Annotated in this window: 21 protein-coding genes; 12 read left to right on the forward strand and 9 right to left on the reverse strand. The window is 54.3% G+C overall.

Features of this window, described 5'->3' with window-relative positions; translation table 11 throughout:
- Nucleotides 1–519: 519 nt before the first annotated feature.
- From guaA to IB237_RS00015, 3 genes are all read right to left on the reverse strand, one after another.
- On the reverse strand, nt 520–2082 hold the full coding sequence (gene guaA, locus IB237_RS00005; protein ID WP_192486585.1) for a glutamine-hydrolyzing GMP synthase: 1563 nt from the start codon (nt 2080–2082) through the stop codon (nt 520–522).
- 82 nt (nt 2083–2164) lie between these two features.
- Nucleotides 2165–2803 carry a 5'-methylthioadenosine/S-adenosylhomocysteine nucleosidase gene (locus IB237_RS00010; RefSeq protein ID WP_192486586.1) on the reverse strand — a complete coding sequence of 213 codons (639 nt, stop codon included), beginning with the start codon at nt 2801–2803 and terminating at the stop codon, nt 2165–2167.
- A gap of 297 nt (nt 2804–3100) precedes the next feature.
- Nucleotides 3101–3268 carry a hypothetical protein gene (locus tag IB237_RS00015; protein ID WP_192486587.1) on the reverse strand — a complete coding sequence of 56 codons (168 nt, stop codon included), beginning with the start codon at nt 3266–3268 and terminating at the stop codon, nt 3101–3103.
- 180 nt (nt 3269–3448) lie between these two features.
- Here IB237_RS00015 and IB237_RS00020 point away from each other — a divergent pair, with 180 nt between their 5' ends.
- From IB237_RS00020 to IB237_RS00030, 3 genes are all read left to right on the forward strand, one after another.
- Nucleotides 3449–3799 (forward strand): ArsC family reductase, encoded by a 351-nt coding sequence (locus IB237_RS00020; RefSeq protein ID WP_192486588.1) that lies wholly within the window; start codon nt 3449–3451, stop codon nt 3797–3799.
- An 11-nt stretch (nt 3800–3810) separates the two neighbouring features.
- The gene (ybaK, locus tag IB237_RS00025; protein ID WP_192486589.1) at nt 3811–4287 is read left to right on the forward strand and encodes a Cys-tRNA(Pro) deacylase; all 477 of its coding nucleotides are present in this window, start codon (nt 3811–3813) and stop codon (nt 4285–4287) included.
- A 178-nt stretch (nt 4288–4465) separates the two neighbouring features.
- Complete coding sequence (locus tag IB237_RS00030) at nt 4466–5713, forward strand: aminopeptidase (RefSeq protein WP_192486590.1); 1248 nt, start codon at nt 4466–4468, stop codon at nt 5711–5713.
- Nucleotides 5714–5716: 3 nt separating this feature from the next.
- Here the strand turns inward: IB237_RS00030 and IB237_RS00035 are convergent, their stop codons facing one another.
- Together IB237_RS00035 and IB237_RS00040 are read right to left on the reverse strand one after the other, a co-directional pair.
- Entirely contained in the window at nt 5717–6580 is an 864-nt protein-coding gene (locus IB237_RS00035) for an EamA family transporter (protein ID WP_192486591.1), read from the reverse strand.
- 15 nt (nt 6581–6595) lie between these two features.
- A complete protein-coding gene (locus tag IB237_RS00040; RefSeq protein ID WP_192486592.1) occupies nt 6596–6925 on the reverse strand; it encodes a hypothetical protein in 330 nt (109 codons plus the stop codon).
- A gap of 214 nt (nt 6926–7139) precedes the next feature.
- Between IB237_RS00040 and IB237_RS00045 the strand changes: the two genes are divergently transcribed.
- Both IB237_RS00045 and IB237_RS00050 read left to right on the forward strand, forming a co-directional pair.
- Nucleotides 7140–7847 carry a FadR/GntR family transcriptional regulator gene (locus IB237_RS00045; protein ID WP_192486593.1) on the forward strand — a complete coding sequence of 236 codons (708 nt, stop codon included), beginning with the start codon at nt 7140–7142 and terminating at the stop codon, nt 7845–7847.
- Nucleotides 7848–7909: 62 nt separating this feature from the next.
- Nucleotides 7910–9112, forward strand: a complete 1203-nt coding sequence (locus IB237_RS00050) for a mandelate racemase/muconate lactonizing enzyme family protein (protein ID WP_192486594.1) — start codon at nt 7910–7912, stop codon at nt 9110–9112.
- A gap of 49 nt (nt 9113–9161) precedes the next feature.
- Here IB237_RS00050 and xseA read toward each other — a convergent pair whose 3' ends face one another.
- Nucleotides 9162–10763, reverse strand: a complete 1602-nt coding sequence (gene xseA, locus IB237_RS00055) for an exodeoxyribonuclease VII large subunit (RefSeq protein WP_192486595.1) — start codon at nt 10761–10763, stop codon at nt 9162–9164.
- A 189-nt stretch (nt 10764–10952) separates the two neighbouring features.
- Between xseA and IB237_RS00060 the strand changes: the two genes are divergently transcribed.
- A complete protein-coding gene (locus IB237_RS00060; RefSeq protein WP_192486596.1) occupies nt 10953–11183 on the forward strand; it encodes a hypothetical protein in 231 nt (76 codons plus the stop codon).
- A gap of 27 nt (nt 11184–11210) precedes the next feature.
- Here IB237_RS00060 and IB237_RS00065 read toward each other — a convergent pair whose 3' ends face one another.
- On the reverse strand, nt 11211–13055 hold the full coding sequence (locus IB237_RS00065; protein WP_246787594.1) for a hypothetical protein: 1845 nt from the start codon (nt 13053–13055) through the stop codon (nt 11211–11213).
- A 123-nt stretch (nt 13056–13178) separates the two neighbouring features.
- Here IB237_RS00065 and IB237_RS00070 point away from each other — a divergent pair, with 123 nt between their 5' ends.
- Entirely contained in the window at nt 13179–14183 is a 1005-nt protein-coding gene (locus IB237_RS00070; RefSeq protein ID WP_192486597.1) for a glycosyltransferase, read from the forward strand.
- Nucleotides 14180–14569, forward strand: a complete 390-nt coding sequence (locus IB237_RS00075) for a GtrA family protein (protein ID WP_192486598.1) — start codon at nt 14180–14182, stop codon at nt 14567–14569. Before IB237_RS00070 ends, IB237_RS00075 begins: the two co-directional genes overlap by 4 nt.
- Before the next feature lie 22 nt (nt 14570–14591).
- Here IB237_RS00075 and IB237_RS00080 read toward each other — a convergent pair whose 3' ends face one another.
- Complete coding sequence (locus IB237_RS00080; RefSeq protein WP_192486599.1) at nt 14592–15578, reverse strand: Gfo/Idh/MocA family protein; 987 nt, start codon at nt 15576–15578, stop codon at nt 14592–14594.
- A gap of 184 nt (nt 15579–15762) precedes the next feature.
- On the opposite strand from IB237_RS00080, the gene IB237_RS00085 reads away from it, so the two are divergent.
- From IB237_RS00085 to IB237_RS00100, 4 genes are all read left to right on the forward strand, one after another.
- Nucleotides 15763–16323, forward strand: a complete 561-nt coding sequence (locus IB237_RS00085) for an isochorismatase family protein (RefSeq protein WP_192486600.1) — start codon at nt 15763–15765, stop codon at nt 16321–16323.
- Entirely contained in the window at nt 16323–17327 is a 1005-nt protein-coding gene (locus tag IB237_RS00090; RefSeq protein WP_192487790.1) for a GlxA family transcriptional regulator, read from the forward strand. The genes IB237_RS00085 and IB237_RS00090 overlap by 1 nt, the downstream gene beginning before the upstream one ends.
- Nucleotides 17328–17445: 118 nt before the next feature.
- Nucleotides 17446–18396 (forward strand): aldo/keto reductase, encoded by a 951-nt coding sequence (locus tag IB237_RS00095; protein ID WP_192486601.1) that lies wholly within the window; start codon nt 17446–17448, stop codon nt 18394–18396.
- Entirely contained in the window at nt 18396–18839 is a 444-nt protein-coding gene (locus IB237_RS00100) for a GNAT family N-acetyltransferase (protein ID WP_192486602.1), read from the forward strand. The genes IB237_RS00095 and IB237_RS00100 overlap by 1 nt, the downstream gene beginning before the upstream one ends.
- On the opposite strand, the gene IB237_RS00105 is transcribed toward IB237_RS00100, so the two are convergent.
- A complete protein-coding gene (locus IB237_RS00105) occupies nt 18840–19730 on the reverse strand; it encodes a LysR family transcriptional regulator (protein WP_192486603.1) in 891 nt (296 codons plus the stop codon). It lies immediately after the preceding gene.
- Between the last annotated feature and the right edge of the window lie 115 nt (nt 19731–19845).

The following is a 19845-nucleotide window of genomic DNA, read 5'->3' on the forward strand; positions in this document are numbered from 1 at the left end:
CGCTGCGCAACAGGCCAGCGCCCACGTCATAGTGGGCGGACGAACGCGTCAGAGAGAGGCGTACAAATCGAAATGAAGCAAAAGCAGAAAGCAGGCGGCCAGCGTATCACAATAGGTCCCGATATAACGGGAAACATTGCGGTCCGCTCGCCGGCTGGTGCAACCAATGAACGAGAGCACATGCAAAACTGCAAGGAATAGAAGGCCACCGGCTTCGAAAAGGCACCTTTGAAGAAATTGGCAAAGAACGACACTTCAAAGAAGAGGTGTGGACCGGAGCGAATAGGGTGAGGCGAAAAAAAGGTGACGAGCAACACGAAGTCAAAGAAAAATCGCCAGCGAAAAGAGAATAGGCGAGGAGAATGCGGCACCACTAGACGGTCGGATTTCGCTTTTGCTCCCGACAAGCCCATTCTGAAAAATTGCCCCCCGCGCCAGTCAATGAAAAGCCGCCGATGGATATCTCCAGCGGCGGCCCTCCGTTACTTGGGGCAAGAAACATCTGTCAAAAGACGAGCCTTATTCCCACTCAATCGTGCCTGGTGGCTTCGAAGTCACATCATAAACTACGCGATTGATACCGCGAACTTCATTGATAATACGCGTTGCGGCACGGCCGAGGAATTCCATATCGTAGTGATAAAAATCCGCCGTCATGCCATCTACCGAGGTCACAGCACGCAGTGCGCAGACAAACTCGTATGTGCGGCCATCGCCCATGACGCCAACGGTCTGAACCGGCAGCAGAACGGCAAATGCCTGCCAGATCGCGTCGTACAGACCGGCCTTGCGGATTTCATCCAGATAGATGGCATCAGCTTCGCGAAGGATTTCGAGCTTCTCGCGGGTAATGCCGCCTGGGCAGCGAATGGCGAGGCCAGGACCCGGGAAAGGATGACGGCCGATGAAGCTGTCCGGCAAACCAAGTTCACGGCCAAGCACGCGCACTTCGTCCTTGAACAGTTCGCGCAGCGGCTCAACCAACTGCATGTTCATACGCTCAGGCAGACCGCCGACATTGTGGTGCGATTTGATGGTCACGGAAGGGCCGCCGGTAAAGGAGACGCTTTCAATAACGTCAGGGTAAAGAGTGCCCTGGCCGAGGAAATCGGCGCCGCCAAGTTTCTTGGCCTCGTCCTCAAATGTCTCAATGAACAGGCGACCAATGATCTTGCGCTTGGTCTCAGGATCGCTGACGCCTTCGAGCTCGCCGATAAAGCGATCAACGGCGTCAACGTGAATGAGATGCAGGTTGTAGTGTTCCTTGAACATGGCAACCACATTGGCTGCCTCGTCCTTGCGCATCAGGCCATGATCTACGAGAATACAGGTGAGCTGGTCACCAACGGCTTCATGGATGAGCAGCGCTGCAACAGAGCTGTCTACGCCGCCAGAGAGGGCACAGATAACGCGCTTGTCGCCAACCTGGTCACGGATAGCTTGAACGGCCTTGGCACGATAAGCCGACATCGACCAATCGCCCTTAATGCCCGCAACCTTGTGAACAAAGTTGGAAATCAGTTTAGCGCCATCGGGCGTATGCACGACTTCCGGGTGGAACTGAACGGCGTAATATTTCTTCTTTTCGTTGGCGATGAATGCAAACGGCGCATTGGATGAGGTAGCAACCACCTCAAAACCGTCTGGCAGAGCCGTTACGCGATCACCATGGCTCATCCACACCTGGTGGCGAGAGCCAACAGACCAGACGCCGTCAAACAGGGCGCAGTCCTTGTCGATCTCGAGGAAGGCACGACCGAATTCGCGGTGGTGCCCGCTTTCGACTTTGCCACCGAGCTGCATGCACATGGTCTGCTGACCATAGCAGATACCAAAAACTGGAACGCCGCTATCGAACAGAACTGGCGCGGCGCGTGGGCTACCGTCTTCCAGTGTCGAGGCTGGGCTGCCAGAAAGGATAACCGCTTTGGGCTGCAGACGTTTGAAACCGTCCTCAGCTGATTGGAAGGGAACGATTTCGCAATACACGCCGGCTTCACGGACACGGCGCGCAATGAGCTGCGTGACCTGGCTACCGAAATCGATGATGAGAACGCTGTCGGGATGTGCTGTGTTTTCCATGGCGAGCCTTTAAAGAAATCCGGCAGATTAGGCAACTGTCAGATGCCCCCAAACAGCAGAATTTCTGCGGTGAGGCAATGGTTCAAAGGGCAATCTGGCCCTGTTCAACCGCAGATGTCAGCCGGTCAATGGCCAGCGCCAGCTTCTCATCGATGATATCAAGATATTCCGTCCAGTCATCGACGTGGTGAAGCTCTGCCTTGCCATCGGAAATTCCCCGCAGACCGACCATTGGAATGCCAAAATACTGGCAGGCGCGTAACACGGCAAAACTCTCCATCTCCACCATATCCGCATCGATCGTGTCATAAGCGGAACCGGATACGATGTTGCCTCCGGTCGATAGTCGAGCACCCTCAATTCCGGGAATGAAAAACGGCAGCTTTACTTCCGCCGGAAGGTCGAGAAATGGCGTGCGGCCCTTCTCGAAGCCGAGGGGTGATGCGTCCATGTCGCGGTAGGAAATGGATGTCGCCTGGTAAATGCCGGTCTGCTGCAAACTACGCGAGCCCGCAGAGCCAAGTGAAACAACCAGGTCAGGCAGCGTGCCTTTGGTCTTGAGAAGGGAAAGAGCGGCCGTCAGGGACACTGCGGCTTCGACCGGTCCAACGCCAATCATCAGTGGCGATATTCTTGCTTTGATGTGTGGGCCGTACTCCGCTTCTGCCGCCATGGCAAAAAGGATTGATTTTCCGGCAATATCAAGAAGTTGAAAATCCATATGACTATACCTTTCAACGTGCTGAAAGGCCTTTATTTAGCCGATGAATATGACGATGCCTAGCGCATGGTTTGGGCGCGGCGTATGTCGGCGGCCTCATGCGATCCAAGTATATCGTTAACGAAAAATTTATATGGGAAATAATGTGAAAATATATATCATTATATTTTCAGTGCGTCACCTTGCGTAGTTTTAAGCAATATGGTGAGGCTTAAAGTGTTTCAGGCTAGACGCGCCGAATCTTTCTCAACAGGGCGAGACGGGTGTCTCGCCACGCAGCAGGCTGTAAACTCGGAATTAAAGCTGCACTTTATCGAAAGCAGCAGCATCGATACCAAGGGCTTCAAGGTCGGACTGTGCTGGCTTGCGGTGAGCGCGAACAGCGGCAGAAACCGACGCAGCGGCACCAAAGATAGCGATCGTCTGGCCAATGAAATTACGCGAATTCTTTGCGATATTACGCATTTTACTCTCCGTTTCTTGTACGCCCTAATAATGGTCCTCGGAGAGACTGTTTACAACCGATGATATAGCAGGCAAGCCATGCAGAAATGTTTGATCTGGCGCAAAAGCTGCCCGGGAAATTTGCACAGTCGCTAGAATTTGGTATGGCTTGCATCTGTTTGATCAAGATGCGGGAAGCCGATGACAGTCACCATTTATGGCATCAAGAATTGCGACACGATGAAGAAGGCCCGCACGTGGCTGGAAGCGCATAACATCGATTATCGTTTTCACGACTATAAGGTCGAAGGCATTGACCGTGCGCACCTTGAGACGTGGTGTGACAAGGCGGAGTGGGAAACGGTGCTAAATCGCGCCGGTACGACCTTCAAAAAGCTGGATGATGCGTCTAAGGCTGATTTGTCGAGAGAGAAGGCAATAACGCTCATGCTTGAACAGCCCTCGATGATCAAACGTCCGGTGCTGGAAAAGGAAGGAACTGTAACGGTCGGTTTTAAGCCTGAAATTTACGAGCGCCTGTTTTCCGCTTGAAGTGAGAAATAATGTCCAAGACCACGCGAGCAACGCAAGCTCTCAGCCAGAACAAGATCACATTTTCGACCGTCACCTATGATTATGATCCCGGGGCGGATCGCATCGGTCTGCAGGCGGCAGAGGCGATTGGTGAGCCTCCGCATCGCGTTCTCAAGACATTGATGGCTGAACTGGACGGCAAACCTGTATGCGTCGTTGTTCCGTCAGATAAGGAAGTCAGCATGAAAAAGCTGGCATCGGCCTTTGGTGGCAAGTCGGCCCAGATGATGAAGCCTGCGGAAGCGGAGCGTATCACCGGTTACCACGTCGGGGGTATCAGCCCGTTTGGACAGAAAAAGAAAGTGCCAACAGCAATTGAGCAGCAGGCGATGACTGAGGCGTATGTCTACATCAATGGTGGTCAGCGTGGCCTTCAGGTGCGCCTGTCGCCACAAGATGCTGTCACAACCCTCAATGCCATTGTCGCCCCGATTGTAGCGGAATAGTTATTCTCAAGACAAGGTGGTGTTGCGGGTCGACGCAGAGAGATGATTGAACATGCACTTTGATTGCGCACTAAGTTCGCCGCCCAAAATTTATCACGTTCATGGTTCCCAAGTCAGGCCGCAGGCTCTAAGAATCCAGCCCTGCGTTCCGTTCTGGTAACAAAGTTCGAGGTAAATCATGACACTCTCATCTTCGTCATCCATTGATCCTGTCAAACTTGAAAAGTTGGCCGAAGTGGCCGTCAAGGTGGGTCTGCAATTGCAGAAAGATCAGGATCTGGTCATCACGGCGCCGCTCGCTGCCCTGCCTCTGGTTCGGTTTTTGACCAAGCACGCCTATCTGGCTGGCAGCGGATTGGTGACGACATTCTATTCGGATGAGGAAACCACGCTGGCGCGCTATCGCCATGCCAGCGATGGCAATTTCGACAGAGCGTCCGGCTGGCTGTACGAAGGCATGGCAAAAGCCTATGCAAACGGCGCTGCACGCCTGGCTATTTCCGGCGACAATCCAATGCTGCTGTCGGCGGAAGATCCGGCAAAGGTTGCTCGCGCCAACAAGGCCAACTCCATGGCTTACAAACCTGCTTTGGAGAAGATTTCCAATTTTGATATCAATTGGAACATCATTTCCTACCCCAACCCATCCTGGGCCAAGCTAGTATTTCCCGATGTGCCGGAAGATGAGGCGGTCAAGAAACTGGCTGATGCGATATTCGCGGCCTCGCGTGTCGATGTGGCTGATCCAGTCGCTGCATGGGGTCAGCACAATGCCAACCTTGCCAAGCGTTCAACATGGTTGAATGGCGAACGTTTCGCCAGCCTGCACTTTACCGGCCCCGGTACAGATGTGACGATCGGTCTAGCTGATGGCCATGAATGGCACGGCGGTGCATCGACGGCAAAAAATGGCGTGACCTGCAATCCTAATATTCCGACCGAAGAAGTGTTCACCACACCGCATGCACTGCGGGTCGATGGTTATGTCTCGAGTACCAAACCTTTGTCGCATCAGGGCACCTTGATCGACAACATCCAGGTGAAGTTTGAGGCTGGCCGTATCGTAGAGGCCAAGGCAAGCAAGGGTGAAGAGGTACTGAACAAGGTACTGGATACCGACGAAGGCGCTCGCCGGTTGGGCGAGGTGGCGCTGGTGCCACATTCTTCGCCGATCTCGGCCAGCGGCATTCTGTTCTACAATACGCTGTTTGATGAAAATGCATCCTGCCACATTGCCCTTGGCCAGTGCTATTCAAAGTGCTTCCTTGATGGTGCCTCGCTCAGCCAGGAGCAGATCAAGGCGCAAGGCGGCAATTCAAGCCTTATTCACATCGACTGGATGATCGGCTCCGACAAGGTCGATATCGATGGTGTTCGCGCAGACGGTACGAAGGTGCCCGTCATGCGCAAGGGCGAATGGGCCTGATCTTTATCGGGGCATCTGGCTGCGCTGACTTAACCAGACGCTGCCTAGCACCATGATGAAGCCGACAATTTGGACTGGCGCTAGGCTTTGACCAAGCGCCAGCCAGCCAAGCAATGTTGCGACCAGTGGGCTAAGAAAGCCAAGAGAAGCAGCGGCTGACGGTTCAATGCGGGAGAGCCCGCGGAACCAGAGCAGATAAGTGAATGCTGCACCTATCAGGCCGAGATAAGCAATACCCAGAATATTTGCGGTGCTGGGCATCGGGAGGGCTGGCTCCAGCAGCAGCGCCACTGGCACAAGCAAAATTCCGCCGGCCGTCAATTGCCACGCTGTAAAGGTTAGACTTGAAACTGCCGGCCGCCAGCGACGCGTCAGAACCGTGCCAAACGCCATCGATACTGCACCTGCGAGGCCCGCAACGATTCCGATGGGATCAAGTGCAGCCTGCGGTGTGAGAACCAGCAGTGCCACGCCCGCTATGCCGATCAGGCCAGCAACAATCGCAAGAAAACGGATTGGCGTGTCAAGGAACGCGCGTGAAAAGGCAATCACGATCAAAGGCTGTACCGCGCCAACTGTCGCGGCGACACCGCCTGGCAATCGGTATGCTGAGACAAACAGCATGGCCCAGAAGAACGAGAAGTTGAGGCTTCCGAGAAGGAAGCTGCGCCCCCACCAGATACCGTTTGGCAGTTTTCTCACAAGCAACAATAAAAGCATGCCAGCGGGCAGCGCCCGTAACATCGCAACAGTTAATGGGTAGCCGTGCGGCAAAAACGACGTGGTGACGAAATAAGTGCTGCCCCATATCGCTGGGGCAATGGCCGTAGCAGCAAGATCGGTTGTGTATCGGAAATTTTGCTTCATAAAACAATCTCTACATCAAGATAAATTAGGATTGATGTATTTTATCTTGATGTCAAGATAATTTAGGTGGCCAGCCAGTTTGGAGTTTGGAGTTTGGAGTTCGGAGTTTGGAGGCTGAACGCTGGCCGAATGCGGACGCCCACCGCGTTGGCAGAATACGGGCAGTGTAATGCCTGAATTGACCTGAACCACCTTCTGAGAAATCGGTATCTGCTGTGTTCGGTTAGTTGCATTTAGCGTTGTCGCGGGAAGGTGGCCGAGGAAGACAACGGATTGTGCGTCCTGAACGTCGATTTGCTGGATTGGCGTGATGACCGTGCCCTTGAACACGACCACACCATGCAACGGTCGTCCTGTGAGTTGGAGCAAACCTAGACAATGTGTCACTGGTTTTGCCGCCGATAGTGCATTGGGAATCCTGCTGTCCGGCAATTCACTGCATAACTTTTTCCTAAATTAGGCCACGATTTGGCGAATTATGCCGTGACGTGACCTTGCGCACGTCAACGAACTCTTGTACGCAATAATCCATAAACCTGTAGTACAGGTTGGAGGAGAAATGTTTACAGAGGTTTCGCAGGACCTTGGTCTTGTCAGTGGTGCCATCAGCGCCATCACCCGCCATATCAGAGAAAATGAATTGGCTCCGGGTGAAAAATTGCCAAGCGAAATGACGCTGTCGCAGCAGCTTGGTGTGTCGCGCACCGTTGTGCGTGAGGCATTCCGGTCGCTCTCCGCCATGCGGCTGATTGACATGAGTCCCGGTAAGCGTGCAACTGTTGCCACGCTTGATCATGGTGCAATGTCACTGATGTTCGAACATGGCATTCATACCGAACAGATCAATATTCAGCAGATCTACGATGTTCGTCGTACCATTGAGGTCCGGACGGTTACGCTGGCTGCGCTGCGTCGCACCGACAGCGAAGCGCTGGACATTCTGCACCATGCCAAACAGATGGAAGTGGATTTTGGCAACAATGAAAAGGTCATGGAACATGACCTCGCCTTCCATCTTGCCGTTGCAAAAGCCTCTAAAAATCCGGTGTTTGAACTCATTCTAGGTGCGTTCCAGAATGTCACACGCCAGACATGGCCGATTGGCTGGAAAAGCCGCACATCGGACGAACAACGCCATGCGGCAGGCCAACTTCACATTGCCATCGGGCAGGCCATTGCCGCGGGTGATCCGCAAATCGCCGCGACATTGATGGCGAAACATTTCGACGAGAGCGTGCACGCGCTCATCGCAGCAGGAATAGCATAATCTGTCTTATGCGGTTCAGGGGCAGCTGATTTTTCCCTGAACCGCTTTCCAGGAGGAAATCCATGAAAATTACGAAACTTGAAACCGTCCGCGTTGCGGAACGGGCAAACCTTCTATGGGTATTGGTTCACACGGACGAAGGCATAACCGGTCTGGGTGAAACCTTCTACGGCGCGGAGACCGTCGAAGCCTATGTGCATGAATATATTGCACCACGAGTGATTGGGCGTAATCCTCTGGAGATCGACCTGTTGGCGCAGGATCTGGTCGGTTACCTCGGTTTCCGGTCTTCGGGTGCCGAAGTACGCGGAAACTCGGCTTTTGACATCGCGCTCTGGGATATTTTCGGCAAGGTGACAAACCAGCCGATTGCCCAGCTCCTTGGCGGTTTCAGCCGCAAGGAAATCCGCACCTACAACACCTGTGCAGGTACGGAATATATCAAAAAGGCGACCGGTCAGCAGACCGGCAATTACGGCCTGTCCGGCGGCAAGGAATATGACGATCTCAACGGCTTCCTGCACAATGCCGATGAGCTGGCTCATTCACTGCTGGAAGAAGGCATCACAGCCATGAAAATCTGGCCGTTTGACGCGGCCGCCGAAAAGACCCGTGGTCAGTATATCTCCATGCCGGATCTGAAAAGCGCACTGGTACCGTTTGAGAAGATTCGAAAGGCCGTTGGCGATAAGATGGATATCATGGTGGAGTTCCACTCCATGTGGCAACTTCTGCCCGCCATGCAGATTGCCAAGGCACTGGAGCCCTACAACACCTTCTGGCACGAAGACCCGATCAAAATGGACAGTCTGTCCAGCCTCGCGCGTTACGCTGCCGTATCGCCGGCACCAATTTCGGCGTCTGAAACGCTAGGCTCTCGTTGGGCGTTCCGTGACCTGCTGGAAACGGGTGCCGCTGGCGTGATGATGCTGGATATCAGCTGGTGCGGTGGTATTTCAGAAGCCCGCAAGATCGCTTCCATGGCTGAAGCTTGGCACCTGCCGGTCGCGCCGCATGATTGCACCGGTCCCGTTGTGCTGTGCGCTTCTACCCACCTCTCGCTCAACGCGCCAAATGCATTGGTTCAGGAAAGCGTACGCGCCTTCTACAAGACTTGGTACCGCGATCTGGTGACGGCATTGCCTGAAGTGAAAAACGGCATGATCACAGTGCCACCCGGTGCCGGCCTCGGCATGGAACTGCACCCGGACCTCGAAAAGGCCTTCACCGTCAGCCGTCGCTTCTCGGATGCCAATTCGATCTAAACCGATCATTTATCGCGCAAAGTTGCCAGCCAGCTTTGCGCGATGACCTTTAGAACAGACTGCCCTGATCCGTCGTGGTGGATGATGCTGGCTTTGCTGGCTTCTTTTTAGGCGCCGACGTTTCCGTTGGAGATGCAGCCCCGGTCTCATCCGTGGTAACGGCTGACACACGACCGTCGGCAAATTCCATGGACACAAACATGCCGCTGCTTATGGCTTCGGCGCGCGTTAATGTACGGTTTTCCTCATCGCGGATGACCGCATAACCGCGTTTCAGAACATTTTTATAAGACAGAGATTGTAGAATACGCTCATGTGCCGCCAGTCCTGAGCGGTTCTGTGCCATGCGGTGCAGAACCGCTGTATCGGCGCGCCGCGAAATACCGGTGACCCGTTCTTTTTGGCGTTCAACTTGTCCCAGCAGCCGCACAGGCAAGGTGCGTAGGGCGGAATCAAACGACGATACGCGGGAGGTAGCCTGTAATAGCCGACGTTCGACAATGCGATCAGCCCGCTGCATACGCTCAGTAAGCGTCTGACGCTGCACTTGCAGGCGGTGAACCAGCATGTCTAACCGCAGACCCGAGGCGATGCGTTCAAAGGTGCGCCGCTTGTTCAGCGTATTCAACTCAAGCCCGCGACCAAGCCCACTGGCAGCCTCGTCGAAACGACGACGGGGCAGGGCCAGAAGCTGGTCTAGCGAAGGCAATGCACGAACCAGTGCCCGCAGACCCTGGCGACGATTGTCCATTTGCCGTGTCGTTGAACCGGCAAGTCGTGCAGCAATTCCGGCAAGCTGCGCCTGCAAATCCGCACGAACAGGAACCGCCATTTCGGCAGCACCGGTTGGAGTCGGTGCACGCACATCGGCTGCGTGGTCTATTAGCGTCCAGTCGGTTTCGTGGCCAACGGCTGAGATCAGTGGAATGTCGCTGTCAGCGGCTGCACGAACCACAATTTCGTCGTTGAAGCTCCATAGGTCTTCAAGGCTGCCGCCGCCGCGCGCAACGATCAGGACATCCGGTCTGGCAATAGCGCTGCCGGGGGCGATCGCATTAAAGCCCCTGATGGCATTTGCAATTTCCTCTCCCGAACCGTCACCTTGCACCTTCACCGGCCATACAATGACGTGAACAGGAAAACGATCGGCAATACGGTGAAGGATGTCGCGAATGACTGCGCCGGTGGGCGAGGTTACGACGCCTATAACCCTGGGCATGAACGGCAACAACTGTTTGCGCCCTTGATCAAACAGCCCTTCGGCAGCAAGCCGGCGGCGACGTTCTTCTAGAAGCGCCATCAGCGCACCGGCGCCGGCCGGTTCCAGGTTTTCGATAACGATCTGGTACTTGGACGAGCCAGGGAATGTGGTGATCTTGCCTGTGGCAATCACTTCCATGCCTTCTTCTGGCCGGAACTTCAGCTTGCTGAAACTGCCTTTCCAAATCACGGCATCGATCCGCGCCTTGTCGTCCTTCAAGGAGAAGTACGCATGGCCCGAAGAATGTGGTCCACGATAACCGGAAATCTCACCGCGCACCCGCACATGATCAAACGCCGTCTCTACCGTCCGCTTGATGGAACCGGATAGTTCCGAAACGGAAAACTCGGTGAGATTGCTGCCAGAATCGCTCTCGAAAAAATTGCTCATTCCCGTTTCTAGCCAATGATGACCGGTTTGTGAACGTTTATGGAGAGATTGTAACGTGACGATTAATGACGATGAAACCATAACCCTACAAAGGGCTGAAACCTGCTTGCTTCCATGACCTATCGCAATGTTTCTTTAGGATATGCGGGCCATTTTGAGGTCAGTTAAAGTCGCACAGGAGGCGGACAAATGATCTTCTTAACCGCCATGGTTTTGGGCATGACAGCCGTTATGCTTCGCTCGGCATTTTGCATCATCCTCATCTGTTTGATGATCGGTGGCACCTTCGCCGCTGCAGCTTTTGTCTCAGCCGGTCCTGTCGCCTTCATGCCGTTGGTGATCGCTGTTGCCGGATACAATACCGGTATCATCAGCCTGCTTTGCGGCATGCTGCTGGTTCACAGACTGCGCGCCGCCTAAAGCTCAAGCCATCACCAACAGACAGTGTCAGGGGCGAACTCTGTAAAGCTGCAAGCCGGAAGTTTCATCCTTGGGCAAAGCCTCCATATAATCCGGGACAACACCACGCGCCAGCGACGCGTACAGCCCATCCGGTGCCGCTTCGATAAGATTTTTCGTGCCGATATCACTGGGGCAGAAGGCAAGAATGCCAACATCTGCACCACGCAGGAAAGCCTCTGCTTCCGTGGGCGATGACAGGCCGATATGGATTTCCGCCAGCATGCCACCCTGATTGCGGTGATAAGGTGCGCTCAGCACCCTATGATCTGTAAACCGCAGGATAGGTGCGCCGCTATCGACAGGAGCGGCGACAACGGTAGCTGGCAGGTTTGCCAATTGCGCGAAATCGCCTCTGCTCACGCAGGCTGTTTTACCTCCGACGGCAGCAACAGTGCGACCGCTAATCATATTCCAGCCGGTAATCGACCAAGAGGCCGCCAGAGCCCAGATCAGCGGCGTGGAAATGGCAAATAGCAGAAGATAGCAGAAGCTTGCACCAGAAGGCCGTTTTTGCATTGCTGCTTCGCGTAGGTTCGCAATCGTAACCGCGAGAACGGGAATGGAAATCAGATTTGCGAAAACTGCGACGCGAAGCTGGATCAATGAAATTACCCAGCAGATCATGATCAGAAGAAACAGCACGGCGTGAGGACGGGTCTTGTGACCGCCGGTAATTCGGTAAAGGCAGAGACCCATTGCCAGCAGGCCCGGCGCATAAAAGGCACCAAGTCCTTCCGGCTCGATCCGTGCCTGCGCGATGACACTGCGTGCCTCACCCACATTGTTCAGCCATAATTTGACCAGCAGCGGATCGAGGTTTGCAAGTGGGCTTTGCAGGCACTGTGGTGCCAGCACCGATGCGGTGCTGAGAATGGCGATGCCATTGGCTGCCAAAAGTGCGAAGCGTTTGGCCCTGGACAAAGCTGATGCGGCGCTGGCGGAAAGGAAAAGTAGCGTTCCACCGATTGCGGACAGCCCATAAAAGCCGAGCGAAAGGCTGTCACAGGTTACCAGTGAATAGGATGACGATGGAACGGTTAGAAAGAACAGCGCTGATATCGTGAGCGTCAGGGAAAGGCCGAACGCCTTTGCAGCAGCGCGGAATGCTTCGCCAATGATTGCCCACGACAAGGCGACCGCAAGAGCCGTTGCTGCAATCAGCGGCGTTGTTTCTGCACCAATTGCAATTGCGAAGGCGGCACAAGCACCGGCCACCGCGTAGTTTGAGGCTCGAAGTTTGGGGTCAAGCAGCATAGCGACAATCACCATTGTGAGTACGAGCTGCACATTGTGATGGTCAATCGCACCGGGATAAAAGCGGCTGCTACCGAAGGCGAGCAGGGCGGCCATCAGCAGGCTGATATGCATGGTGGCTTCTCCCCCCATGCGATGACCGGCAAGAGCCGTTGCTGCAAAAAGCGGAAATAGCAGCGAAAGTGGCCAGACAGTAAGTGCGACCCTCTCCGCACCTTCAGGCGATAGGAACAGGCCAAAAAAGCTGATCAAGACGGCGATGGGCACATCGATGACGCGCGACCAGTGCATCAGCGTTCCGCCGGTAAGGCCAAGCCTATATTGCATCAGGTCAAACCATCCCTGACCGGCAAGCAGGTCGCGTACTTCCACGAGACGCATCGTGTCGTCATTGTCGAGGCCGACATAATCCGTTGCCGTGAACAGGTTGCCGAAGAAAATAATACCGGCCGTGATCAGGAAATAAGCCAGCACGATAAGCCAGAAATGCCCGTTGGAGAGATTGCCGCTGTTTGCCGCTGTCAGGTTGGACATGCGTGTTTCCCTCGAAAGTCCCGGCAGGGTTTCGTCAGTCATGCTGTGATTTTCCGTATGTGTTTACTAGTCTCTTCAACCTAGATTTAACCTTCTCAAGAAATAGTAAAACGGGCTGGTTCTTGTTCTCCGGCTGAAGATTTTCTTTTGTATTGAGTAGAAATCATGACCTTTGCGCCCAGCAGCGATGTAACCGTGGCCGTGTTATTGCCGTGCTATAATGAAGCGGCAACAATTGCCGGTGTCGTGAGAGGTTTTCGCGAGGCTGTGCCAAGTGCCCGCATCGTGGTCTATGACAACAATTCCACTGATGGGACGGCCCTGCAGGCTATGTTAGCGGGCGCGGAAGTTCTGCGTGAGCGCCGTCAGGGCAAAGGTCACGTCGTGCGCCGCATGTTCGCAGACATCGAAGCCGATATCTACGTTATGGCGGATGGAGACGGTACCTATTCTCCAGCAGATGCCGAAGAGCTGATCCGCACATTGCTGACGGAACGTGTCGATATGGTCGTCGGTACACGGCGTGGCGTCACCGCTGACGCGGGACGTCAGGGACATGCTGCCGGCAATCGTATGTTCAATATCCTGTATCGCAGTATCTTTGGCGCCGATTTTACCGATATCTTCTCCGGCTACCGGGCGTTTTCTCGACGTTTCGTAAAAAGCTTTCCGGCGGTGTCGGCAGGTTTTGAAATTGAAACGGAAATGTCGGTGCATGCGTCGCGTCTCAAGTTACCGGTATGTGAGCTGGAGCTGGATTACGGTCGCCGCCCGGAAGGATCGCACTCCAAACTTTCCACCTACAAGGACGGTCTGCGCATTCTATGGATGTTCGCCATGCTGATGAAGGAGACGCGGCCTTTCGCGTTCTTCTCGATGATAAGCGCTGTAACGCTGTCGATCAGCATGGCCTTTATGACGCCGGTTCTGGCGGAGTATTTTGCCACCGGTCTGGTCTCGAAAATGCCGACCTGGATTCTCTCTATGGCTCTGCTGATGATTTCGTTCCTGATCTTTACAGCCGGTCTGGTTCTCGATTCCGTTGCGCGCTCGCGTAATGAACAGCTGCGCATCCATTATCTGAATCAGAAACAAATATCGCCCAAAGCCCTTGCCGAAACTCCTGTCCCGCGCCAGAACGGCAACGACAAGGATGTGAGGGTGGCGTGAAAAAACTTTTCTGGTTTGTGATAGCGGGCGGCTCGGGTTTTGCCGTGGATGCCGGTGTAACGCTGTTGCTGATCGCCTACACGCCAGCTGGTCCCTTCATCGCCCGTATTTTTGCGATTGCCACCGCCATGCTGTTCACTTGGCTTGTCAATCGCCATGTCACCTTTGGCAAGTCGGATCGCCGTGTTTCGCATGAGGGCTTTTTATATGCCTTTGTTGGCATCATCGCGGCCCTCATCAATTACGGCATTTACGCTCTTCTTTTGCTGCGCAATCCCGACCTGCAACCGTTCATCGCGCTATTTCTGTCATCGCTGTCGGCAATGGCATTCAGCTACTTCGGTTACTCACGGTTCGTCTTTCGTCGCCGCGAAGGTGGCAGATAGCGCTCGAGGACACGGAAACGGCTTACACCGTTTCCCAGCCATCCTTGTCAGCCGCGCGATAAATCGCATCGATAAAACGCTGGCTGTTTTTAGAGCTTTCGAGTGACACGACATCGGCATCGCCGCCCTTTGCGGCCGCCGAAAAGGCTTCAATTTCGCATCGGTACTGGCGGCTGTCCTGAAAACGGAAAATCTGTGACAGGCCATGGCTCTGGTTGGTCAACTCGACCTCTTCGGCGCCGTAGCGGTCGGCATTGAAGGGTGATTTTACCTCGATGAAACCTTCGGTGCCGTGGAACACCATGACCTGGCGGTTGGCCATCTGTGTCGAGACATAAAAGCTCAGTTCAAAATCACCGAAGTCAGCTTTGACGCTGGAATAGATATCGGTTCCGAAAACCGGGTCACGCTCCACCACGGCCTGCACGCGCTTCGGCTCCTTGCCGGTTGTGAAACGGGTGGTGATGGTGGGGTATACGCCGATATCGGGAAGGGCTCCGCCACCAAGTTCCGGAATATTGCGCATATTGCCTGGATCACGATTGAAATAGCTAAATGCTCCCTGCACATGTTTCAGCGTGCCAATCGCGCCAGAGGAGAGCAGTTCGCGCACTTTCAGCCACACCGGAGCGTAGGTCACCATATAGGCTTCCGACACCAGCACCTTGTTGCGATCACGCGCGGCAATCAGGTTGTCGACCTCATCGGCCATCAGGGCAATCGGCTTTTCGCACAATACATGTTTGCCGGCGTCAGCAGCCTTGATCGTCCATTCAACATGCTGGGAAGTGGGCAAAGGAATGTAGACGGCATCGATGACATCGGAGGCCAGCATTTCCTCGTAGGAACCAAAGGCGTGTGGCACCGAAAAGCGGTCTGCCAATTGACGTGCTTTGGCAAGATCGCGGCTGGCAATGGCTGTGACAACGGCATTTTCTGCATCCTGAATGGCAGGAATAACCAGATCCCGGCCGATTTTCGCTGTCGACAGAATTCCAAAACGTAGCATGCTCATCTCCCTAGAATGTGGACCGCACCTTAGCATGCCATGATAGACAAGCAACCGAAGACGAAAGACCGGATATGTTGATCACATTCATGGCCGGATATGTCCTGCATTTGGCGTGTAGCCCTCTTTTTACTTTTATAGAAATGCGAAAAACTGTATCCATCGAAAACTGGAGATACAGAAAATGTCCCGTGAGAAAACAGCGCTTTTGGTCATTGATGTGCAGGAATCATTTCGGCACACGCCGTATTTCGAGGAGAGCGGTCTGAATACCTATCTTTCGGCACAGCAGAAACTGATCGATGGTGCAGACACCGCCGGTATTCCGGTTGTCCAGATTTTTCACGTTGACGGTGACCACGCATTTTCCGAAGAAAACGGATTTGTCCGCACGCTTGCTGGCATTCAGGTCAACCCCGCCGTGACGTTTCGCAAAAACCGCCATTCGGCATTTGTCGGCACGCAACTTGACGCCTGGCTGAAAGAAAATGGCATCACGCGATTGATCGTGTCTGGTATTCGCACTGAGCAATGCTGCGAAACGACAACCCGCCATGGCTCCGATATCGGTTACAGTGTGGACTACGTGACCGAGGCGACGCTAACCTTTCCTATGACACATGCCTCCGGTGAAGTCTTTTCTGCCGAACAGATTGCCAGACGCACCGAGTTGGTCCTCGCCGGGCGTTTTGCGCGTATCGCCACTGTCGATGACGCTCTGGCAGGAACGAAAGCAACAGCATGATGAACACAAGCGGCGGCGCTCAAAAAACAATTATTTCTGTCTATGTGGTTCTGCCGCCGCAAACCCTTCTGCTGGACGTCGCTGGCCCACTGGAGGTGCTGCGTTATGCCAATCAACAACAAAACGACATTTCTTTTGATTGCCATTTCATCGCGTCAGGCGAAACACAGTCCACCACCATTGGCCTGACCTTGGCGGGGCTTGAGACTCTGCCAAACGAACTGCCTGATAATGCCATGGTGCTGATTTCAGGCAGCTCTTCTGTCACGCCGCCCGGTGCCGGTTTAGAGAGTGATATCACCCGGGAAAGGCGTGCCTTGGCTGATTGGCTGCGCAGCACCGTCAGGGACGATACCGTCATTATTTCCATCTGCTCCGGTGCGTTGATCGCTGCGCAAGCCGGATTGTTCGACAGACACCAATGCACCACCCATACCGACTGTATAAGTGAACTGCGCCGCATAGCGCCTCTGGCGCAGGTGCTGGAAAACCGGTTGTTTGTCGAGGATGGCAAACGTTTCTCAAGCGCGGGAATTTCGACCGGCATTGATCTGCTGCTGCATATCGTGTCGGGTCTGACGACGCCCATGGTCGCGGCGCACATCGCACAAACCATGGTCGTTTATCTCCGCCGCAGCGGTCAAGACCCGCAGATTTCGCCATGGCTGAGCGGTCGCAACCATATTCACCCGTCAATCCATAAGGCGCAGGATGCCATTATGGCTGCTCCCGCCGAAGAGTGGTCTTTACCGCAACTGGCGGGACGTTCAGGTCTCAGCCAACGGCATCTCTCGCGACTGTTTCGCGAACATACCGGCATGAGCGTGGTGGACTATGTCAACCTGATGCGGGTGAACTTGGCGCGAGATTTGATCAGCAATTCGCGACTGGACATGGAGAGTGTGGCGGAACGCTCCGGTTTTGCCTCGACACGTCATCTTCGCCGTGTGTGGTCTGAACATAATTCCCACTCACCCAGTCATTACCGTTCGCATCTGTCGTGAGATGTGACGGCCGCGATTCATCACGCGGGCAGGCAGTATCCCATCAGGGAAATTCAATGGTTATGTCTCCGCAGGATTGCTAGTTTGGCAAAAGCAGTTTTGAAAAGGAGTATTTGACGTGGAAAAACGCGCCCTTGGCCGCACCGGCCTATCCATCGCACCCATTGTTTTCGGTGGTAACGTGTTTGGCTGGACTGCCGACGAAAAGACCTCTTTCCAGCTTCTGGATGCTTTTTTTGACGCCGGTTTTAATGCCATCGACACGGCAGATGTCTATTCCGCCTGGGTTCCCGGCCATCAGGGTGGTGAGTCAGAAGCAATCATCGGCAAGTGGTTGAAACAGAGTTCGGTAAAGCGCGAAGATGCTGTCATCGTCACAAAAGTCGGCTTCGATAATAATGAGCGCAAGACAGGTCTGAGCGCCAAGTGGATAAACGAGGCTGTCGATGCATCGCTCAAGCGCCTGCAGACCGATTACATCGACCTTTATCTGGCCCACAAACCGGATGAAGATGTACCGCTTGAGGAGACGCTTGGCGCATTTGCGCGGCTGAAAGAGCAGGGCAAGATCCGCGCAATCGGATGCTCGAACTATAGTGCCAAACAGCTTCGGGCATCGCTGGATGTTGCCGCACGCACCAACCTGCCACGTTATGATGTGCTTCAGCCGGAATATAACCTTTATAATCGTGCCGATTTTGAAGGCCCGTTGGCTGACCTCTGCGTGAAGGAAGATATCGGCGTCATCAACTATTACAGCCTTGCTGCCGGCTTTCTGACCGGAAAATACCGTGCCAAGGTCGATACGGAAGGTGCTGCACGCTCTTATCGGGTAGAAGGTTACGTCAATGACCGCGGACTGGCTGTACTCGGTGCGATGGACACAGTTGCTGCCGAAACAGGTGCAAAGCTGGCAGATATCGCTCTTGCATGGTTGTTGCGCAAAAAGGCTGTGACGGCACCGATTGCCAGCGCCACAAGCCTGTCGCAGCTGGAGAGTTTCAAGCGGGCAACGGACCTGAAACTGACAGACGAAATGATGACGCTTCTCGATAAGGCAGGTGCATAATGAGCCTGCAAATTCGTGATGCCCAACCACAGGATCAGGCCGACTGGCTAAAACTGTGGAGCGATTATCTCGCCTTTTACAATGTTGATCTTGCTGAAGAGGTAACGGCTCATACTTGGGCTCGGGTGATGGACCCGGTCTCGCGTCTGTCTATGCGCCTGGCGGTCTTGGATGGGCAGACGGTGGGATTTGCCATTCACCATTTTCACGACTCCACCTGGGTTAAGACCCCTGATTGTTACCTGGAAGACCTGTTCATCGATGAGACCATTCGTGGCAAGGGTATCGGCCGCGCCCTGATTGATGATCTGATTGCCATCAGCAAGGAAAAGGGCTGGTCACGCCTCTATTGGCACACCGATGAAAACAATCAGCGCGCTCGCAAGCTTTATGACAGCTATGTCGAAAGCGATGGCCATATTCGCTACCGCCTCAAGTTCTGATCAGTCCTTGAAACGGAAGAAGTCGACGAAAGCCCTCAGCGCCGGCCGCATCTGTCGGCGCGAGGGGTAATAGATATAAAACCCGTCAAACGGCGCACACCAGTCCTCCAGCACACGCACCAGCCGGCCTGCCCTTATGTGGTCTTCGACGCGTTGTTCGAACACAAAGGCAAGTCCTGCACCGTCAATTGCAGCGCGGCAAATGAGGTTTTGGTCCGAAAGGATCAGTTGGCCCTGCACATCAACGACCAGTGGTTTTCCGTCCTTTTCCAGTTCCCATCGATAGATCCGCCCGCTTGAAAAACGACGGCTTATGCAGCGATGGTCCATCAGTTCGCGTGGATGTTGGGGAGCTGGATGTTTCTCGAAATAACGGGGTGAAGCGACAATGGCGCCGCGCCACGGGCCGCTGGCACGAACGGCAATCATATCGGCTTCGAGATTTTCACCCAGCCGGAAACCGGCATCAAATCCTTTGGCGACAATATCCTCAAAACTGTCGTGGGTGGCGACTTCAAGGGAAATGTCGGGATAAAGATCCAGAAACTCACTCAACCGCGGCATCAGCAATTCTTCTGCTGCAAGGCGCGGCAAGGTCACGCGCAAGGGTCCGGCCGGGCGACCGCCCTGTTCGGCAAGCGTGCTGATGACGGTGTCTATATCGCTCAAGGCTGGTGCCAATGTTTCAAGAAGCCGCCGGCCTTCTTCGGTTGGTGAAACGCTGCGGGTGGTGCGGTGAAGCAGGCGCAGGCCAAGGCTTGCCTCCAGCGCAGAGACGGCATGGCTGATGGCAGATGGCGCAATGCCCAGTTCCGCTGCTGCCTTGCGGAAACTTTTGCCCTCGGCCACCGCAGCCAATACGGCCAATTGTGAAAGCTGAACACGATTCATTGTTCTATTATTTAGAACAACCCACGCAGATTTGCAGCGATTATTTTTATCCGCGCATCGTCATATGGTGTGTCCGTTCCTCAAAGAATATTTCCTTCCTGAAAGGACGGACAAA

Origin of the sequence: Agrobacterium sp. AGB01 (genome assembly GCF_014851585.1) — a bacterium.
Taxonomy (GTDB): domain Bacteria; phylum Pseudomonadota; class Alphaproteobacteria; order Rhizobiales; family Rhizobiaceae; genus Agrobacterium.